General features: G+C 54.8%; 16 protein-coding genes and 3 tRNA genes. 8 read left to right on the top strand and 11 right to left on the bottom strand.

Annotated features, from left to right (window positions below; genetic code table 11):
- Window positions 1–6 precede the first annotated feature (6 nt).
- Window positions 7–1,338 (bottom strand): amino-acid N-acetyltransferase, encoded by a 1,332-nt coding sequence (gene argA / locus ACMGGM_RS08960; RefSeq protein WP_014885072.1) that lies wholly within the window; start codon window positions 1,336–1,338, stop codon window positions 7–9.
- A gap of 226 nt (window positions 1,339–1,564) precedes the next feature.
- Between argA and amiC the strand changes: the two genes are divergently transcribed.
- Window positions 1,565–2,818 carry an N-acetylmuramoyl-L-alanine amidase AmiC gene (amiC, locus tag ACMGGM_RS08955; RefSeq protein ID WP_014885071.1) on the top strand — a complete coding sequence of 418 codons (1,254 nt, stop codon included), beginning with the start codon at window positions 1,565–1,567 and terminating at the stop codon, window positions 2,816–2,818.
- Between the two features lie 89 nt (window positions 2,819–2,907).
- On the opposite strand, the gene ACMGGM_RS08950 is transcribed toward amiC, so the two are convergent.
- The 3 genes from ACMGGM_RS08950 to ACMGGM_RS08940 form a co-directional block, all read right to left on the bottom strand.
- Window positions 2,908–2,984 (bottom strand) — tRNA-Met (locus ACMGGM_RS08950).
- A gap of 44 nt (window positions 2,985–3,028) precedes the next feature.
- Window positions 3,029–3,105: transfer RNA gene (locus ACMGGM_RS08945), tRNA-Met, on the bottom strand.
- Between the two features lie 44 nt (window positions 3,106–3,149).
- Window positions 3,150–3,226: transfer RNA gene (locus ACMGGM_RS08940), tRNA-Met, on the bottom strand.
- A gap of 208 nt (window positions 3,227–3,434) precedes the next feature.
- Between ACMGGM_RS08940 and mltA the strand changes: the two genes are divergently transcribed.
- Together mltA and tcdA are read left to right on the top strand one after the other, a co-directional pair.
- Window positions 3,435–4,532 (top strand): murein transglycosylase A, encoded by a 1,098-nt coding sequence (gene mltA, locus ACMGGM_RS08935; protein WP_014885070.1) that lies wholly within the window; start codon window positions 3,435–3,437, stop codon window positions 4,530–4,532.
- A 77-nt stretch (window positions 4,533–4,609) separates the two neighbouring features.
- Window positions 4,610–5,416 carry a tRNA cyclic N6-threonylcarbamoyladenosine(37) synthase TcdA gene (tcdA, locus tag ACMGGM_RS08930; RefSeq protein ID WP_014885069.1) on the top strand — a complete coding sequence of 269 codons (807 nt, stop codon included), beginning with the start codon at window positions 4,610–4,612 and terminating at the stop codon, window positions 5,414–5,416.
- Here the strand turns inward: tcdA and csdE are convergent.
- Entirely contained in the window at window positions 5,407–5,853 is a 447-nt protein-coding gene (gene csdE / locus ACMGGM_RS08925) for a cysteine desulfurase sulfur acceptor subunit CsdE (protein WP_014885068.1), read from the bottom strand. The genes tcdA and csdE overlap by 10 nt on opposite strands.
- A complete protein-coding gene (gene csdA / locus ACMGGM_RS08920) occupies window positions 5,853–7,058 on the bottom strand; it encodes a cysteine desulfurase CsdA (RefSeq protein WP_045134125.1) in 1,206 nt (401 codons plus the stop codon). The genes csdE and csdA overlap by 1 nt, the downstream gene beginning before the upstream one ends.
- Window positions 7,059–7,250: 192 nt before the next feature.
- Between csdA and ACMGGM_RS08915 the strand changes: the two genes are divergently transcribed.
- The 4 genes from ACMGGM_RS08915 to rlmM all read left to right on the top strand — a co-directional run bounded on the left by ACMGGM_RS08915 (window position 7,251) and on the right by rlmM (window position 10,273).
- Window positions 7,251–7,478 (top strand): YgdI/YgdR family lipoprotein, encoded by a 228-nt coding sequence (locus ACMGGM_RS08915; protein ID WP_008499648.1) that lies wholly within the window; start codon window positions 7,251–7,253, stop codon window positions 7,476–7,478.
- 349 nt (window positions 7,479–7,827) lie between these two features.
- Entirely contained in the window at window positions 7,828–8,745 is a 918-nt protein-coding gene (gcvA, locus tag ACMGGM_RS08910; RefSeq protein ID WP_014885066.1) for a glycine cleavage system transcriptional regulator GcvA, read from the top strand.
- A gap of 39 nt (window positions 8,746–8,784) precedes the next feature.
- Entirely contained in the window at window positions 8,785–9,180 is a 396-nt protein-coding gene (locus ACMGGM_RS08905; RefSeq protein WP_014885065.1) for a DUF423 domain-containing protein, read from the top strand.
- Window positions 9,173–10,273 carry a 23S rRNA (cytidine(2498)-2'-O)-methyltransferase RlmM gene (gene rlmM, locus ACMGGM_RS08900; RefSeq protein WP_014885064.1) on the top strand — a complete coding sequence of 367 codons (1,101 nt, stop codon included), beginning with the start codon at window positions 9,173–9,175 and terminating at the stop codon, window positions 10,271–10,273. Before ACMGGM_RS08905 ends, rlmM begins: the two co-directional genes overlap by 8 nt.
- Before the next feature lie 60 nt (window positions 10,274–10,333).
- Here rlmM and xni read toward each other — a convergent pair whose 3' ends face one another.
- The 5 genes from xni to queF all read right to left on the bottom strand — a co-directional run bounded on the left by xni (window position 10,334) and on the right by queF (window position 16,767).
- Window positions 10,334–11,089: a flap endonuclease Xni gene (xni, locus tag ACMGGM_RS08895; RefSeq protein ID WP_023337708.1), complete on the bottom strand. Its 756-nt coding sequence runs from the start codon at window positions 11,087–11,089 to the stop codon at window positions 10,334–10,336.
- Window positions 11,090–11,201: 112 nt separating this feature from the next.
- Window positions 11,202–12,569, bottom strand: coding sequence for an L-serine ammonia-lyase II (gene sdaB, locus ACMGGM_RS08890; RefSeq protein ID WP_014885062.1), 1,368 nt, complete (start codon window positions 12,567–12,569; stop codon window positions 11,202–11,204).
- A 65-nt stretch (window positions 12,570–12,634) separates the two neighbouring features.
- On the bottom strand, window positions 12,635–13,930 hold the full coding sequence (locus tag ACMGGM_RS08885) for an HAAAP family serine/threonine permease (protein ID WP_014885061.1): 1,296 nt from the start codon (window positions 13,928–13,930) through the stop codon (window positions 12,635–12,637).
- Window positions 13,931–14,444: 514 nt separating this feature from the next.
- Entirely contained in the window at window positions 14,445–15,809 is a 1,365-nt protein-coding gene (gene ppnN, locus ACMGGM_RS08880) for a nucleotide 5'-monophosphate nucleosidase PpnN (protein ID WP_014885060.1), read from the bottom strand.
- A gap of 115 nt (window positions 15,810–15,924) precedes the next feature.
- The gene (queF, locus tag ACMGGM_RS08875; RefSeq protein WP_014885059.1) at window positions 15,925–16,767 is read right to left on the bottom strand and encodes an NADPH-dependent 7-cyano-7-deazaguanine reductase QueF; all 843 of its coding nucleotides are present in this window, start codon (window positions 16,765–16,767) and stop codon (window positions 15,925–15,927) included.
- A 69-nt stretch (window positions 16,768–16,836) separates the two neighbouring features.
- On the opposite strand from queF, the gene syd reads away from it, so the two are divergent.
- Window positions 16,837–17,382: a SecY-interacting protein gene (gene syd, locus ACMGGM_RS08870; protein WP_045134128.1), complete on the top strand. Its 546-nt coding sequence runs from the start codon at window positions 16,837–16,839 to the stop codon at window positions 17,380–17,382.
- The last annotated feature ends 199 nt before the right edge of the window (window positions 17,383–17,581 follow it).

The raw sequence follows: 17,581 nt of genomic DNA, 5'->3' as shown, positions 1-17,581 counted from the left end.
GGCGTATTATCCCAGGTCGGCCATCAGCACTTTTGAACGGCGCTGATAGTTGTACATCTCTTTCTTCGTTTCCGGCAGGGAATCGATATCCACCGGCGTGAACCCGCGTTCCTGGAACCAGTGAATGCTGCGCGTGGTCAGGACGAACAGCTTGCTCAACCCCATCTGGCGCGCCTGCGCCGCCACGCGCTCTAGCAGCATTTCTCCGCGAGAAGAGCTCCGGTAGTCAGGATGCACAGCCACACAGGCCATTTCACCGATCTTCTCTTCCGGGAACGGATAGAGCGCAGCGCAGGCAATGGTCAGGTTATCGCGCTGAATAATGGTGAATTTGTCGATCTCCATCTCCAGCTGTTCACGGGAACGACGCACCAGAATACCCTGCTGTTCCAGCGGACGGATCAGTTCCAGAATACCGCCGATATCGTTGATGGTCGCGCGGCGTATCTGCTCCGCACTCTCCATGACAATCTGGGTGCCGATGCCATCCCGGGAGAAGAGCTCCTGCAGTAAGGCCCCGTCTTCCTGATAGCTGATCAGGTGGCTACGGCGCACGCCGCTACGGCAGGCCTTCACCGCACCACGCAGAAAACGCACGGTGCCGGAGTGGTAATCTCCTTCGGCCTCCAGCGCTTCCACGCGCGCCTGGGCTTCATTCGGGAAGAGTTCCGGCACAATCACCCCTTCATCGTTAACGACGCCCTGTGAGGAGCAAAACCCAATCATTTTTTCCGCCTTCAGCTTGATAGCCAGCTGGGTGGCAATCTCTTCTGACGTCAGGTTGAAGCTTTCGCCGGTCACGGATACCGCCACCGGGCCCATGAGCACGATGGCACCGCTGTCCAGCTGACGGTGAATGGCCTCTTCATCAATACGACGAATGCGGCCGCTGTGGCAGTAATCCACGCCATCGTCCACGCCGAGGGGCTGGGCGATGATAAAGTTGCCGCTCACGACGTTGATATGCGCCCCCTGCAGCGGCGTGTTGTTCAGACTCATCGACAGGCGAGCCGTAATATCCAGCTGCAGCAGCCCTGCCGCCTGTTTCACCAGTTCCAGGGTTTTCGCATCTGTGACGCGGGTATGTTTGTGATAAATCGGCTCGTGGTGGTGAGCGGCCAGGTTGGCATCGATCTGCGGGCGCGCGCCGTAGACCACCACCAGGCGGATCCCGAGACTGTGCAGCAGGCCTATGTCATTGACGATGCTTGAAAAGTTTTCATGTTCAATGGCTTCGCCACCAAGCATGATGACAAACGTTTTTCCCCGGTGGGCGTTGATATAGGGAACAGAATGGCGGAATCCCTGGACCAGTTCGGTTCTACGTTCCTTCACCATGGCACAACCCTTAATGAATGTTTATTCGTAATTTCTGTATTTTTATTCGATTGTGGCCGCGTGTGCAAGTGCAAATTTTCTGCGACCCACAGAAATGAATAAGTAATCCGTGCGTTAGCAGCGAATTGTTTACCCTTTTATAGATGACAGTTTATGCGTCATTCGTTAAAGTTTTCGGTCAATCTGGACTTTTGTATATCAGTTCGTTTTCTTGCTCGGGAGAAGCATGTCGGGATCCAATTCAGCAATAAGCCGCCGCCGTTTGTTAAAAGGGGCCGGGGCAATGTGGTTGCTTAGCGTCAGCCAGGTCGGCCTTGCCGCCACGAGTCAGGTGGTGGCGGTGCGCGTCTGGCCGTCGTCGACGTACACGCGCGTGACGGTCGAATCCAATCGTGTGCTGAAATATAAGCAATTTGCCCTCAGCAATCCTGAACGTGTGGTAGTGGATCTCGAAGGCGTGAACCTTAACTCCGTGCTTAAGGGGATGGCGGCGCAGATCCGCGGTGACGATCCGTTTATTAAATCGGCGCGCGTCGGGCAGTTTGATCCGCAAACCGTGCGTATGGTGTTTGAGCTTAAACAGAACGTGAAGCCGCAGCTGTTCGCTCTCGCCCCTGTGGCGACGTTTAAAGAGCGTCTGGTGATGGATCTCTACCCAGCCAATGCAACGGATATTCAGGATCCGCTTCTGGCCCTGCTGGAGGATTACAACAAAGGCGATCTGCAACGTCAGGTTCCGCCTGCGCAAAGTGGTCCGCAGCCGGGCAAAGCGGGGCGCGATCGCCCGATTGTGATCATGCTCGATCCTGGCCACGGCGGCGAAGACTCCGGTGCGGTGGGGAAATATCATACGCGGGAGAAAGACGTGGTGCTGCAAATTGCCCGTCGTCTGAAGGCGTTGATTGATAAAGAGGGCAATATGCGCGCCTACATGACGCGCAATGAAGATGTCTTTATCCCCCTGAAAGTTCGCGTGGCGAAAGCGCAGAAGCAGCGTGCGGATCTCTTCGTCTCGATCCACGCAGATGCCTTTACCAGCCGTCAGCCGAGTGGATCGTCAGTGTTTGCGCTCTCAACCAAAGGCGCGACCAGTACCGCGGCGCGTTACCTGGCCGACACTCAGAACGCCTCGGATCTGATCGGTGGCGTGAGCAAAAGCGGTGACCGCTACGTCGACCACACGATGTTCGATATGGTGCAGTCCCTGACCATTAACGACAGCCTGAAGTTTGGTAAAGCGGTGCTGGGCAAGCTGGGTAACATCAATAAGCTGCATAAAAACAGCGTTGAGCAGGCCGGGTTTGCGGTGCTTAAAGCGCCGGATATTCCCTCCATACTGGTCGAAACGGCGTTTATCAGTAACGTTGAAGAGGAGCGTAAGCTCAAGACGGCAAAATTCCAGCAGGAGGTGGCGGAGTCGATTCTGGCGGGGATTCGGGCGTATTTCTCAGACGGGGCGACGCTGGCGCGACGCGGATAGCGCATTCAGCCGGGTGAAACGCCCGGCACATTCACAAACGACAGATACAAAAAAACACCCTTCAGGGTGTTTATTGTTTTTAGAAGTGTTGGTTGCGGGGGCCGGATTTGAACCGACGACCTTCGGGTTATGAGCCCGACGAGCTACCAGGCTGCTCCACCCCGCGTCCGTCTTTCTACTCTTGTAGAAACTTACTTCTTCAAATTTGATTGGTTGCGGGGGCCGGATTTGAACCGACGACCTTCGGGTTATGAGCCCGACGAGCTACCAGGCTGCTCCACCCCGCGTCCGTCTTTCTACTGTCGTAGAAGATACTTCATCAAATTTTAATTGGTTGCGGGGGCCGGATTTGAACCGACGACCTTCGGGTTATGAGCCCGACGAGCTACCAGGCTGCTCCACCCCGCGTCCGTGGATGCGCACTATACTCGGATAGGTTTGTGATGCAACCCCTTTTTTACATAAATCATGATTTTGTATGCAAATTGAACGACATGGCGCTGTATGGACTATTTTTTGCGCAAAATTTGCCAAAGGGCATGCGAACGCATTTCATTAGCCCTGGCGGTTTGTTATCTTCATCACGCGGAAATGGGCAACTTAAAGACGAGATATAATGAAAGGACGTTGGGCGAAGTATCTGATGGCAGGCGCAATGGTAGCGATTCTTGCGGCCTGCTCTTCCAAACCGACCGATCGCGGTCAACAGTATAAAGACGGGAAGTTATCCCAGCCTTTCTCTTTAGTTAATCAGCCTGATGCTGTCGGTGCTCCGATCAACGCCGGCGATTTCTCCGAGCAGGTTTACCAGATCCGCAATGCGTCGCCGCGTCTGTATGGCACTCAGAGTAGCGTGTACAACGCCGTCCAGGACTGGCTGAAAGCAGGCGGTGATACGCGCAACATGCGCCAGTTTGGTATTGACGCCTGGCAGATGGAAGGGGCGGATAACTACGGCAACGTCCAGTTCACAGGGTATTACACGCCCGTGATTCAGGCGCGACACACGCGCCAGGGTGAGTTCCAGTATCCTATCTACCGTATGCCGCCAAAACGCGGTCGTCTGCCTTCTCGTGCAGAGATCTACGCGGGTGCGCTGAGCGAAAACTACGTTCTGGCTTACAGCAACTCCCTGATGGATAACTTCATCATGGACGTTCAGGGCAGTGGCTACATCGATTTTGGCGACGGTTCGCCGCTTAACTTCTTCAGCTATTCCGGTAAAAACGGCCACGCCTATCGCAGTATTGGTAAGGTGCTGATCGACCGCGGTGAAGTGAAGAAGGAAGATATGTCGATGCAGGCGATCCGCGAGTGGGGCGAAAAGCACAGTGAAGCCGAGGTGCGTGAACTGCTGGAGCAGAACCCGTCGTTCGTCTTCTTTAAACCGCAAAACTTCGCGCCGGTGAAGGGGGCGAGTGCCGTTCCGCTGATTGGCCGTGCGTCGGTGGCATCGGATCGTTCTATTATTCCTGCGGGTACCACGCTGCTGGCGGAAGTCCCGCTGCTGGACAACAACGGTAAATTCAACGGTCAGTATGAGCTGCGTCTGATGGTGGCGCTGGATGTGGGCGGGGCGATTAAAGGCCAGCACTTCGATATTTATCAGGGCATTGGTCCGGATGCTGGCCACCGTGCGGGCTGGTATAACCACTACGGACGCGTGTGGGTGCTGAAGGCCGCACCGGGTACCGGAAACGTATTCAGCGGTTGATTGTGGTATTCTGAGCGCAATACGGATTACTTGTTCAGGGTGAGGAAGAACCTCACCCTTTTTACATCTGAGGTTTTATGTCTGTGGTAATCAGCGATGCCTGGCGTCAGCGTTTTGGCGGCACGGCACGTCTCTATGGTGAAAAAGCCCTGCAGCTGTTTGCGAATGCGCATGTCTGCGTCGTGGGCATTGGTGGTGTGGGGTCGTGGGCGGCAGAGGCGCTGGCGAGAACCGGTATTGGCGCAATCACGCTGATTGATATGGATGACGTTTGCGTCACCAATACCAACCGTCAAATCCATGCCCTTCGTGATAACGTCGGCCTGGCGAAGTCTGAAGTGATGGCGGAACGCATTCGTCTCATTAACCCGGAATGTCGCGTGACGGTGATCGACGACTTTGTCACGGCAGATAACGTCGCGGAGTACATGAGTAAAGGATACAGCTATGTGATTGACGCTATCGACAGCGTGCGTCCCAAAGCGGCGCTGATCGCCTACTGCCGTCGCTACAAGGTGCCGCTGGTCACGACGGGCGGCGCGGGCGGGCAAATCGATCCGACGCAAATCCAGGTCGCCGACCTGGCGAAAACCATTCAGGATCCGCTGGCGGCAAAGCTGCGTGAACGCCTGAAAAGCGACTTTAACGTGGTGAAGAACAGCAAAGGCAAGCTGGGCGTTGACTGCGTGTTCTCAACCGAAGCGCTGGTCTATCCCCAGGCGGATGGGTCGGTCTGCGCAATGAAAAGTACGGCGGAAGGACCCAAACGTATGGATTGCGCCTCAGGGTTTGGGGCGGCCACCATGGTAACCGCTTCCTTTGGCTTTGTGGCGGTTTCTCACGCCCTGAAAAAGATGATGGCGAAGGCGGAACGTCAGGCCTGAGCCTGACGTGCTGCGTCCAGTACCGCGTCACTGAGCGCGATCAGACCCTGACCGCGTGAGGCGCTGAGCTGCGCGCGCAGCCCGAGCTCATCGAAGAACATTAGCGGCGAATGTGCTAACAATTCTGCCGCGCTTTTCCCTTCCACTGCGGTTAACAGAACCGCCAGCAGCCCGCGCACGATACGGCCTTCGCTGTCGCCGAAGAAGTGAAGCTTCTCCCCGGATACGCTAAACCCGAGCCAGACGCGGTTCTCGCAGCCAGCGATCTCTTTCGCCTGCGCTTTAAGATCGTCTGAAAGCGTGGGGAGCTGCTTGCCCAGCAGGATCAGCTGACGATATTTGTCCTCCCACTGCGTGAGGGGAGCGAAGGTCTGTTTTAAGGTCTCTTCTGTGATGACCGTGCCGAACGGATGTCCGGCTAACGCTGCTTGAGTCATTAATCCACCAGTATTTCAAGGGCGCGGTCAACGGCGCTAATCAGTGCCTCGACATCGCTTTGAGTATTATACGGCGCAAACGAGGCGCGCAGGGTGCCGCTCACGCCGAGCGCTGCCAGAAGCGGCTGGGCGCAGTGCTGTCCTGCCCGCAGGGCAATGCCGTACCCGGCCAGCAGCGTCACCATGTCGCTATGATGAACGCCTGCGAAATCAAAGGCGAGCAGGCTCGAGTCTTGTACGCGGAACGAGCGGAAACCGGGGCGTTTTTTAAGTTCTTCTTCTGCCAGCGTCGCCAGGCCGCGGCTCCAGCTCTCCGCCTGAACAATGTCTGTTTCAGTCAGCCACTCCAGCGCAGCGCTTAAGCCAATCACGCCCGCCACGTTTGGCGTACCGGCTTCCAGACGATAAGGTACATCCTGCGTTTTGAAGCCGTCGAATGTCACCTCGGTAATCATTTTGCCGCCCCCGAGCCACGGCGTCATTTGCGCCAGCCGTTCCGGCTTGCCGTAGAGTGCGCCAATGCCGGTTGGCCCGTAGAGCTTATGTCCGGAGAAGGCATAGAAGTCGATATCAAGCGCCTGCACATCAGCCGGGAAATGCACTACCCCCTGCGCCCCGTCGACCATCACCACCATACCGCTGGCATGGGCAATCTCAATAGCGCGGGCCAGATCCGGGCAGCCACCGGTGACGTTGGACATCTGCCCCAACGCCAGGATGCGGCTGCGTGGGGTAATCAGCTCGGGCAAACGTGCCACATCAGGCAGGAAGTCTGCACCCAACGGAAGTTTGACAATCTGCGCCCCCGTTTGCTCGGCCACCATCAGCCACGGCACCAGGTTAGCGTGGTGTTCCGCCTCGCTGACGATGATTTCATCTCCTGCCTGCAGCCGTGGGCGGGCATAGCACTGAGCCACCATATTAATGGCTTCGGTCGTGCCGCGCGTCCAGACGATACTTTTTCCGCTTTCAGCATTGATCAGGCGTGCAACCTGATCGCGTGCGGCTTCGTAGCGCGCGGTTAAGCGCTGCGCTTCGGCAAACTGACTGCGATGCACGTTCCCGGCGCTCAGGCTGTAGAACTGCTGCGTCGCGTCAATCACCGCCTGGGGCTTCAAAGCGGTGGCGGCGCTATCAAGGTAAACACCGGCATCGGCCAGCGCCGGGAACTGTGCGCGAAACTGCGCAGGACTGAAAGCGTTCATGGGACTCCTCATATCAATAACGCGATCGTCGCGCAATTTCAGCGGCAGGGCAAGGAGGTTGATATCTATCAGATTCGTCTGCTTATCCTGGCGACCTCGTAAAAGCAGGTTATGCTAAATAGTGTTAGGCGGATGTTTTAGCCTGTTATAAATCGAGGTTTGAATAGCATTAATTGCTAAAGGAGAATAATCATGAATAAGACAGCTGCAATCATTTCTGCCTGTGCGTTTACTTTTGCCCTGAGCGCCTGTTCTGGTAACAACTACGTGATGCATACCAACGATGGTCGTTCCATCGTTTCGGAAGGGAAACCGACAACCGATAACGATACCGGGATGATTTCGTATAAAGATGCGAACGGGAACAAGCAGCAGATCAACCGCACGGACGTGAAAGAGATGAAAGAGATCGAGCATTAACCGATCGCAGGCGAAAAAAAAGCACCGCAAGTTGGCGGTGCTACATTAATCACTATGGACAGACAGGGTAAATGTACAGGAAGTGAAAAATTGGTAGCGTTGCTACCGTGGTCTGAATCGCAGACCAATTGCAAACACAACAACACAACATCACAACCGTAAGCCAAAAGCCCTTCAGAACACGCATTCCGAAAAAAGCTCTTCGTTCCGGCTCAGGAAGTGCCGCCACTATAGGTATTTGCTGGTAGTTCCTCAACGGACAAATTATAATGGCTCAGATAAAAAAAACTAATAGGTTAAACGTTGTTTCCTATTTGTTAAATTCAGTTAACATCTAAGCCAGATAACCATGTCAAAGCGATTGCCACCCCTTAATGCATTACGCGTTTTTGATGCAGCAGCACGTCACCTCAGCTTCACCCGTGCGGCAGATGAGCTTTTTGTGACACAGGCCGCAGTAAGTCACCAAATCAAGTCTCTGGAGGATTTCCTGGGCCTTAAGCTATTTCGTCGACGCAATCGTTCATTGCTGTTGACTGAAGAGGGGCAGAGCTATTTTCAGGATATTAAAGAGATTTTTTCCCAGCTCACGGAAGCCACGCGCAAGCTGCAGGCCCGCAGTGCAAAAGGTGCCCTGACTGTCAGTTTATTGCCCAGTTTTGCCATTCAGTGGCTGGTGCCAAGACTCTCAAGCTTTAACTCAGCTTATCCGGGGATCGACGTTCGAATCCAGGCGGTGGATCGTCAGGAAGACAAGCTGGCCGATGATGTGGATGTCGCCATTTTTTACGGTCGAGGTAACTGGCCGGGCTTGCGTGTCGAGAAATTATACGCAGAATATCTGCTGCCGGTCTGCTCGCCTCTGCTGTTAACGGGCGATAAAGCGCTGAAGACCCCCGCTGACCTGGCGCAGCATACGCTTTTACATGATGCCTCTCGCCGCGACTGGCAAACGTATACCCGTCAATTAGGTCTAAGTCATATAAACGTGCAGCAGGGGCCCATTTTTAGCCACAGTGCGATGGTGCTACAGGCTGCCATTCACGGGCAGGGCGTGGCGTTGGCTAACAACGTGATGGCGCAGTCCGAAATTGAGGCAGGCCGTCTGGTTTGCCCATTTAATGACGTACTGGTCAGCAAAAATGCATTTTATCTGGTTTGTCATGACAGTCAGGCAGAACTGGGTAAAATAGCCGCCTTCCGGCAGTGGATACTGGCAAAGGCGGCAAGCGAGCAAGAGAAATTCCGCTTCAGGTATGAACAATAACGTTTGTGTGCCGGGCACGCATTAATTCAGGACTTAAACATGACCAGCCGATTCATGCTTATTTTTGCCGCGGTGAGTGGCTTTATTTTTGTTGCACTGGGCGCCTTTGGCGCACATGTATTGAGCAAGTCGTTGGGTGCTGTCGAGATGGGCTGGATCCAGACCGGCCTTGAATACCAGGCGTTCCATACGCTGGCTATTTTTGGACTGGCGGTGGCGATGCAGCGTCGGATCAGCATCTGGTTTTACTGGAGCAGCGTTTTTCTGGCGCTGGGTACTGTGCTGTTCAGCGGCAGCCTCTACTGTCTGGCACTTTCACATCTGCGCCTGTGGGCGTTTGTTACACCCGTCGGCGGCGTCAGCTTCCTGGTGGGGTGGGTATTAATGTTTATCGGAGCTATCCGTCTGAAACGCAAGGGCGTTGTTCATGAATAAAGTTGTTTTATATTGTCGCCCGGGGTTTGAGAAAGAGTGCGCCGCGGAAATTACCGATAAAGCGGCGAAGCGCGACGTCTTCGGCTTCGCCCGCGTGAAAGAGAATGCGGGCTATGTGGTCTTTGAATGCTATCAGCCCGAAGATGCGGATAAGCTGGCGCGCGAACTGCCGTTTAGCTCGTTGATCTTCGCTCGTCAGATGTTTGTGGCGGGTGAGCTGTTGAAAGACCTTCCCCCGGAAGACCGCATCACGCCAATTGTCGGCATGCTGCAGGGCGTAGTGGAGAAGGGCGGCGATCTGCGCGTGGAAGTGGCGGATACTAACGAAAGTAAAGAGCTGATGAAGTTCTGCCGCAAATTTACCGTGCCGCTGCGCGCGGCGCTGCGTGATGCGGGCGTGCTGACGAACTACGAAACGCCGAAGCGTCCGGTAGTACACATCTTCTTTATCGCTCCGGGCTGCTGTTATGCCGGCTATTCGTATACCAACAATAATTCGCCATTCTATATGGGGATCCCGCGTCTGAAGTTCCCGTCGGATGCACCGAGCCGCTCAACTCTGAAGCTGGAAGAGGCCTTCCACGTCTTTATCCCGGCCGATGAGTGGGACGAGCGTCTGGCTAACGGTATGTATGCCGTCGATCTTGGCGCGTGCCCGGGCGGCTGGACCTATCAGCTGGTGAAACGCAATATGTGGGTATCGTCTGTCGATAACGGCCCAATGGCGCAAAGCCTGATGGACACCGGGCAGGTAACCTGGCTGCGTGAAGACGGTTTCCGCTATCGTCCGACCCGTAACAACATCTCCTGGATGGTGTGCGACATGGTTGAGAAGCCAGCAAAAGTGGCCGCGCTGATGGCCTCCTGGCTGGTGAACGGCTGGTGCCGCGAGACCATTTTCAACCTCAAGCTGCCGATGAAAAAGCGCTACGAGGAGGTCTCCCAGAACCTGGCCTACATCCAGGCGCAACTGGATGAGCACGGTATTAACGTGGAGATCCAGGCACGTCAGCTATATCACGATCGCGAAGAGGTGACGGTACATATTCGTCGCTGGTGGGCGGCAGTAGGCGGGCGTCGCGACGAGCGATAGCGCGCGCTTTGTTTTGCCCGGTGGCGCTGTGCTTGCCGGGCCAACAAAACCGTGAACCGTTTAACGCTCTAACCGCAACTGCTGCAAGTTCCCGTCCAGCTGTAAATCCGTCTGTAGCGTCGCCACATCCCGACAGATAAACGCCATCTCTTTGTGCGCCTCCAGCTTTTTGCGCCATTTTTCCGGCACGTCATCCAGCCTGGCGTATATCCCCTCCAGACTCTGAAAATCTGTCAGCAGCTGGGCGGCGCTCTTCGGCCCGATGCCCGCGACCCCCGGTACCTTCGAGCTGCTTATCCCCGCCAGTCCCCAGTAGTCAGGCAGTTGATCTGGTGAGACGCCAAACTCGCTGGCAATAAATGGCGCGTCCAGCCAGCGTTTCTGGAAGTAATCGCGGATGCGGATGGTGGGAGAGAGAAGCTGGCAGTAGCCTTTGTCCGTTGAAACGATAGTGGCCTGATGTCCGGCACTCGCTACCTTGACCGCAAGCGTCGCGGCCAGATCGTCCGCTTCGTTGCCGTGCGCGCCCCAGCAGGGAACGCCGCGTTGTTCAAAGGCCGCGCGAATAACGGGCATTTCGGCATGCAGGTCGTCCGGCATCGGCGCGCGTCCGGCCTTGTAGTCAGGGAGACGCTGGTGTCGCCAGCCGCTGTTCCGCGCTTCGTCATCAAACACCGCCACTGCATGGGTAGGTTCGCTATGGCGAATAAGCTGCTCCAGCGCGTGCAGGCAAGTGTCCTTACAGGGCGTGCCCTGTACCGCATGGATACGGCGAATCAGGTTGAGCGCGTCGACGATAAGTAAATGAACAGCCACAGATAATCTCCCTTAAAGCTAATGGGTAAAGGGTATCACTGTCAGTGGGTTGAAACGAATAGCGTGAGGGAAAACAGGAAGAAGCCTCGCAAAACGAGGCTTCCTGAGAGGCTTAATCGCAGGTCACGATCTTCATCGCCAGGCCGCCGCGAGAGGTTTCGCGGTATTTGGCGTTCATATCTTTGCCGGTTTCGTACATGGTTTCGATAACTTTATCGAGACAGACGCGCGGTTCGCTGGTGCGGCGCAGGGCCATACGTGCCGCGTTCACCGCCTTCACGGAGGCGATCGCGTTACGCTCGATGCACGGTACCTGTACCTGCCCGGCAACCGGGTCACAGGTCAGACCCAGGTTATGCTCCATGCCGATTTCCGCCGCAATGCACACCTGAGCCGGGCTTGCGCCCAGCAGTTCAGCCAGACCCGCCGCCGCCATGGAGCAGGCCACGCCGACTTCACCCTGGCAGCCCACTTCCGCACCGGAAATCGACGCGTTCATCTTATACAGAGAACCAATCGCGCTGGCGACCAGCAGGTAGCGCGCCAGAGAGTTGGCGTTGACCTCACGGATAAACTTGTCGTAGTACGCCAGCACGGCCGGAACGATACCGCATGCGCCGTTGGTCGGCGCGGTGACCACGCGGCCCCCTGCGGCGTTCTCTTCATTCACCGCCAGGGCGAACATGTTAATCCAGTCCACGACGGCCATGGGGTCGGTAGTCGTTTTGTCGGTGCTCACCAGCATACGGCGCAGCGCCGCCGCACGACGCGGTACGCGAAGCTTGCCAGGCAGAACGCCTTCGGTAGTGATCCCGCGCTCAATACCGCCGCGCATCACTTCCCAGACGCTGGTGAAGTGCTGTTCAAGTTCCTCTTTGCTGTGAAGGGCCAGCTCGTTTTTCATCATCAGACCAGAGAGGGAAAGCCCCGTCTCCTGGCAGTGACGCTGAAGATCCGCCGCCGTTTTGTACGGATACGGCACTTCAACAGAAGAGGTACTGGTTTGACCAAAGTGGTCTTCGTCGACGATAAAACCGCCGCCGATAGAGTAATACGTCTGGCTGTAAACCGCTTTGTCGCCGGCTAACGCGGTAATGCGCATGCCGTTTTCGTGCAGCGACAGGTTGTCCGCATGGAAATTCATGCAATGGTCAACCGGGAATTCAACCTCATGCTCACCGTTCGCCAGCAGCAAACGACCGTGGGTGTTCACATCCTGGATGAAGCCAGGGATCGCATCAATATCAACGGTATCCGGCAGGTTCCCCGCCAGGCCCATGATAATGGCGATATCGGTATGGTGGCCTTTCCCGGTCAGAGAAAGGGAACCGTAAACATCGACAACCACGCGGGTAACGTCATGCAAGATGCCGCGTGCAATCAAGTCGTCCGTGAACTGCTTACCGGCTTTCATTGGTCCGACGGTGTGAGAGCTGGAAGGACCAATACCGATTTTGAAGATATCGAATACGCTAATCATGATGCGTCCATTGCTTTCAGTCAGAGAGGGAGGAGTGCGCCGTCCGAAGACGGCGCGGGTGACAATCAGAACATGGTGTACAGGGAGTAGAAGATCGCAGAAATAGCGATAAGACCCATGATAACCACGAAGACATTACTCACATGGCCACTGTACTTACGCATGGCTGGCACTTTCTGAATCGCATACATCGGCATCAGGAACAGAATCATCGCGATGACCGGACCACCCAGCGTTTCAATCATACCCAGGATGCTTGGGTTCAGGGTCGCTACCGCCCAGGTGGTGAGCAGCATGAACAGCGCAGTGATTTTATTCAGCTTGCTGATTTCAATGCTTTTGCCTTTACCGCGCAGAGATTTAATCACCATACCGTTGAAGCCTTCGCGTGCGCCCAGGTAGTGGCCCAGGAAGGATTTGGTGATGGCGATCATCGCGATGATCGGTGCCATCCACGCAATCAGCGGTGCGTTAAAGTGGTTCGCCAGGTAAGACAGAATAGAGATGTTCTGATCTTTCGCTGCCGCCAGGTCTGCCGGGGAGAGGCTCAGTACGCAGCTGAAGACGAAGAACATCACGGTCAGCACCATCATGATGTGAGCGCGAGCCAGGATGCTGGAGCACTTCTTCTCAGCGCCATTACCGTACTCTTCACGTTTCGCCACCGCGAAAGAGGAGATGATCGGGGAGTGGTTGAAGGAGAAGACCATGACCGGGATTGCCAGCCACAGGGTCATCAGCAGGCCGTTACCGGTTGCAGACGCGCTGCTCAGGGACAGCGTTTCCAGTGCGGCACCGTTCCACTGTGGGATCAGGTAGCAGGCCAGCAGCATCAGTGCAGCGACAAACGGGAATACCAGCACGCTCATGGCTTTCACAATCATCTGCTCACCGAAGCGCACGATGGTCATCATGCCGACAATCAGGATCAGAGACAGGATGGCACGCGGTGGTGGCGTCATGTGCAGCTGGTGCAACATGAAGCTTTCAACGGTGTTGGTGATGGCCACGCTGTAAACCAGCAGGATGGGATAAATCGCGAAGAAGTAGAGCAGGGTAATCAGTTTACCTGCACCCACGCCGAAGTGTTCTTCAACAACTTCAGTGATGTCTTCGCCCGGGTTTTTACCGGACAGCACGAAGCGGGTCAGACCGCGGTGTGCGAAGTAGGTCATCGGGAAGGCGATGATGGCCATGATGATCAGCGGAATCAGACCGCCGACGCCTGCGTTGATAGGAAGAAACAGTACACCAGCGCCGATTGCTGTGCCGTAAAGGCCAAGCATCCACATGGTATCCGTTTTGCGCCAACCACTTCGGGATTCAATCGAAGCAACGGTGCTGGTTTGAGTGGTTTCCATCTATATCTCCTGGAGGAAGCAAATTGTCAGGTTTCTAGTCAAATCCGATGAAAAAGTGCCTGACGGTAATATGAAATTCGTTCAGTGACGGTTTTTTAATAATTTTCGCCCGTAACTATTGGCGGGCGGAAAGATACATTCTCGTTATGAATCTATCAGTGATCCTGATCCCAAATGCAATAATCCACTTATGAAGTGGGCATCTTTAGACCATTTATCTGTTAAAAAAACATCAAAGAGAATTTACGCGCGCGCAGGCTATCACCAACGACATGTAAGCTAAAAGGGCGGCCCGCGAGATAGGTGTCTTTTGCTGTAAAGAAATGGCTTTTTAGGATTTTCTGGCGGGTAATTTAGATTAAGGCTGATAATTTGTGGTTGCTAATGCGAGGTAATCGTTTGCGTTTGCGGCGAGTTTGTTAAAGACATAAGTGATATCTATGAATTGATTCGGTAATAAAAAAGCCGGGACGCACAACAGGGCGTCCCGGCTTTAACGACAACAGACCAACCGTTACGTGCAGATTTCGTAGCACGGAATATAGGCTGAGCCCGGCAACTTCATACGGTGTTGGGCCACAAAGCCCTGAAGCATGTCATCCATGCGACGCATCATCTCCCGGTCACCGTGGATCTTGTACGGACCATACTGCTCAATCGCGCGAATGCCCATCTCTTTCACGTTCCCCGCGACAATCCCGGAGAAGGCGCGACGCAGATCGGCAGCCAGCACTTCCACCGGCTGGTCCGGGTAGAGTTTGAGGTTCGCCATATTTTCATGGGTAGGCTCAAACGGGATCTGCAGATCGGGCGCAATACGAATTGACCAGTTGAAGCTGTAAGCATCGCCGGTATCACGACGATTCTCTTTCACCAGCGGCATCGCTTTTTTCATCTGACGCGCCACTTCCGCCGCGTCATCGATGATGATGCGGTAGTGACGACGCGCGGTTTCTCCCAGCGTATGCACGATAAACTCGTCCAGCACGCGGAAGTAGTCTGCGCTCTCTTTTGGCCCGGTCAGGATCAGCGGCAGAACCTGATCTTTGTTGGCCGGGTTCATCAGAATACCCAGCAGATAGAGCAGCTCTTCCGCCGTGCCCACGCCGCCCGGGAAGATGATAATACCGTGCGCGATACGGACAAACGCCTCCAGGCGTTTCTCGATATCCGGCATGATAATCAGCTCGTTCACCAGTGGGTTAGGCGGCTCAGCGGCAATGATTGACGGCTCGGTCATGCCGATAAACCGACCCTCTTTGTAACGCTGCTGCGCATGACCCACCGCGGCACCTTTCATTGGCGCTTCCATTGCCCCAGGACCACAGCCGGTACAGATATTCAGCTCACGCAGGCCAAGCTGCGTTCCTACCCGGCGGGCATAGAGATATTCGGTTTCGTTAATCGAGTGACCGCCCCAGCAGACCACCATGTTCGGGGCTTCGCCAACGTGCAGGGCACGTGCGTTGCGCAGAATAGAGAATACCAGGTTGGTAATATGGACCGAGCTTTCCAGATCGAGATGCTGGAAACGGCCTGCGTTGTGGATCTGCCCGTTAACAAACAGGATGTCACGCAGTACGGCAAACAGGTTGGCCTGAAGGGAACGAATGATACGCCCGTCAACAAAGGCCTCTTCTGGCGGGTTGATCACTTCCAGTTTCACGCCGCGCTCGCGGCGCAGCACGTTGATATCAAAGCTTTCGAAGCGGGACAGCAGTTCTTTACTGTTATCTGTCAGGCTTCCGGAGTTCAGTACGGCAAGTGAACAGTTACGAAACAATTGATACAAATCGCTGCTGGCCGTGCGTTTAAGCATGTCCACTTCCAGCTGCGACAACATATCCATTGAGCCAAGCGGGCTAATATGTGTAATCAAGTGAGCTCCTTATGGGACGATTATCGTCATTCCCTTTGATTACAATAGCCCTGGCGTGTGAGGTTTCACAACACTTCGGGCGGAATACCGCCCGCATATTATGAAAAAATTTATATTATTGACGTACCAGGCGACCCGTCGCTGGCACAAAATCAGTGTTGGTGCGCCACGGGTTAATGTCCAGCCCACCACGTCGGGTATAGCGCGCGTAAACGCTCAACTTCTCTGGCTGGCAGAAACGCTGGATATCACTAAAGATTCGCTCCACGCACTGCTCGTGGAATTCGTTGTGATGGCGGAACGACACCAGATAGCGCAGCAGCTTTTCGCGATCGATTTTCGGGCCGCGATACTGGATCTGTACCGAACCCCAGTCCGGCTGGTGGGTAATCAGACAGTTGGACTTCAGCAGATGGCTGACCAGCGTCTCTTCAACCACCTTGCCGCTCGCCGCGTTTTCGAGGTAATCGGCGCTGAATTCATAATTCTCCACCTCGATATCCTGATCGTCAATGCAGGTTCCGTTGAAGTGGGCGATCGGCTGCCCTTCCAGTTCGTGCAGGCGATATAGCGAAACGCTGACCTGACCCTGAGCACAGGCGGTTAAATCGCGTTCCAGCGTCTGCTGAACCTCATCCCAGTGATTAAATTTGGTCTGGTTGAAACTGTTGAGATAGAGCTTAAAGCTCTTGGATTCCACCAGATTCTGGCTGGCGTAATCCAGCTCAACGTGTCCGACCGCCACCTGCGGCAGGCCGCGCGCGTTGAGCCAGGAGATTTCATACAGCGTCCAGATATCGCCGCCCACGAACGGTAGTGCGTCCGCGTGCAATCCCAGAGGATCGCGGTTCAGGCTGCGCGGCACACCCTGCAGCAGGCTTGCATCGTAGGTATCGCGGTAATCGGTCGATTTACCCAGCGTTAAGCCGGTTAACGCCTGATGATTTTCGTAAGACATGTTTCATAGCCACTTTACAGGTACACTTATGGGCTGAGTTTATCCTGTCTTACAAGAAGAGAGAAATCGGTGGACATCGAAACTGCAAATGCCCTTACTACCTTCACGACCCGCTATTGCGATGCGTGGCATGAAAAGCATGGAACGTGGCCGCAAAGTGCTGAATTATATGGCGTACCGTCACCGTGCATTATCTCTTCTCAGGATGATTATGTTATCTGGCAGCCGAAGCCGAGTACCGCCGGGCAAAATGTAAATGCGGTTGAACGGGCTATGGACATTGTGGTACAACCAGCGGTTCACGCGTTTTACGTCACGCAATTTGCAGGGGATATGCCCGCTCGCTTGGGTGATTTGACGCTGACGCTGTTGCAGACCTGGAACGAAGACGATCTGCAGCGTGTTCAGGAAAACCTGATTGGTCATCTGGTCACGCAAAAACGCCTTAAGCTTTCTCCGACGCTCTTTATTGCTACGCTCGACAGTGACCTGGATGTGATTTCCGTCTGTAACCTGTCTGGCGAAGTGATTAAAGAGACCATCGGCACCCGCAATCGCGAGACCCTCGCCCCTTCACTTGCGGATTTCCTTACCCGACTTGAGCCTCTTCTGTAATCCATAATGCTACAGCGCGTGTGAGAGATCTCTTACAAGGTTTGTGAGAGATCGCTGGAACATTCAGTATTACCTCATTTAATTAAGATTAATATCACGCTGTTTTTCAATGGATTAGCTGTTTATCGCAGCTTTTATAGGGCTTTCTTACGTCTTACAACGCTCCCCTGGTGGGTTGTAAGACGAAGCGGAATAGCGG

The sequence above is a fragment of the Enterobacter sp. BNK-14 genome (assembly GCF_047456095.1).
Lineage (GTDB): Bacteria > Pseudomonadota > Gammaproteobacteria > Enterobacterales > Enterobacteriaceae > Enterobacter > Enterobacter kobei.
The sequence above is the reverse complement of the archived record's forward strand: the minus strand, read 5'-3'. Positions and strand labels throughout refer to the sequence as shown.

Excerpts from the sequence above, each read along its gene's own strand:
- gcvA (WP_014885066.1), top strand. The coding sequence starts at position 7,828 with ATGTCAAAGCGATTGCCACCCCTTAATGCATTACGCGTTTTTGATGCA.
- ACMGGM_RS08915 (WP_008499648.1), top strand. The coding sequence starts at position 7,251 with ATGAATAAGACAGCTGCAATCATTTCTGCCTGTGCGTTTACTTTTGCC.
- ACMGGM_RS08905 (WP_014885065.1), top strand. The coding sequence starts at position 8,785 with ATGACCAGCCGATTCATGCTTATTTTTGCCGCGGTGAGTGGCTTTATT.
- ACMGGM_RS08885 (WP_014885061.1), bottom strand. The coding sequence starts at position 13,930 with ATGGAAACCACTCAAACCAGCACCGTTGCTTCGATTGAATCCCGAAGT.
- csdA (WP_045134125.1), bottom strand. The coding sequence starts at position 7,058 with ATGAACGCTTTCAGTCCTGCGCAGTTTCGCGCACAGTTCCCGGCGCTG.
- tcdA (WP_014885069.1), top strand. The coding sequence starts at position 4,610 with ATGTCTGTGGTAATCAGCGATGCCTGGCGTCAGCGTTTTGGCGGCACG.
- csdE (WP_014885068.1), bottom strand. The coding sequence starts at position 5,853 with ATGACTCAAGCAGCGTTAGCCGGACATCCGTTCGGCACGGTCATCACA.
- argA (WP_014885072.1), bottom strand. The coding sequence starts at position 1,338 with ATGGTGAAGGAACGTAGAACCGAACTGGTCCAGGGATTCCGCCATTCT.
- queF (WP_014885059.1), bottom strand. The coding sequence starts at position 16,767 with ATGTCTTACGAAAATCATCAGGCGTTAACCGGCTTAACGCTGGGTAAA.
- amiC (WP_014885071.1), top strand. The coding sequence starts at position 1,565 with ATGTCGGGATCCAATTCAGCAATAAGCCGCCGCCGTTTGTTAAAAGGG.
- rlmM (WP_014885064.1), top strand. The coding sequence starts at position 9,173 with ATGAATAAAGTTGTTTTATATTGTCGCCCGGGGTTTGAGAAAGAGTGC.
- sdaB (WP_014885062.1), bottom strand. The coding sequence starts at position 12,569 with ATGATTAGCGTATTCGATATCTTCAAAATCGGTATTGGTCCTTCCAGC.
- mltA (WP_014885070.1), top strand. The coding sequence starts at position 3,435 with ATGAAAGGACGTTGGGCGAAGTATCTGATGGCAGGCGCAATGGTAGCG.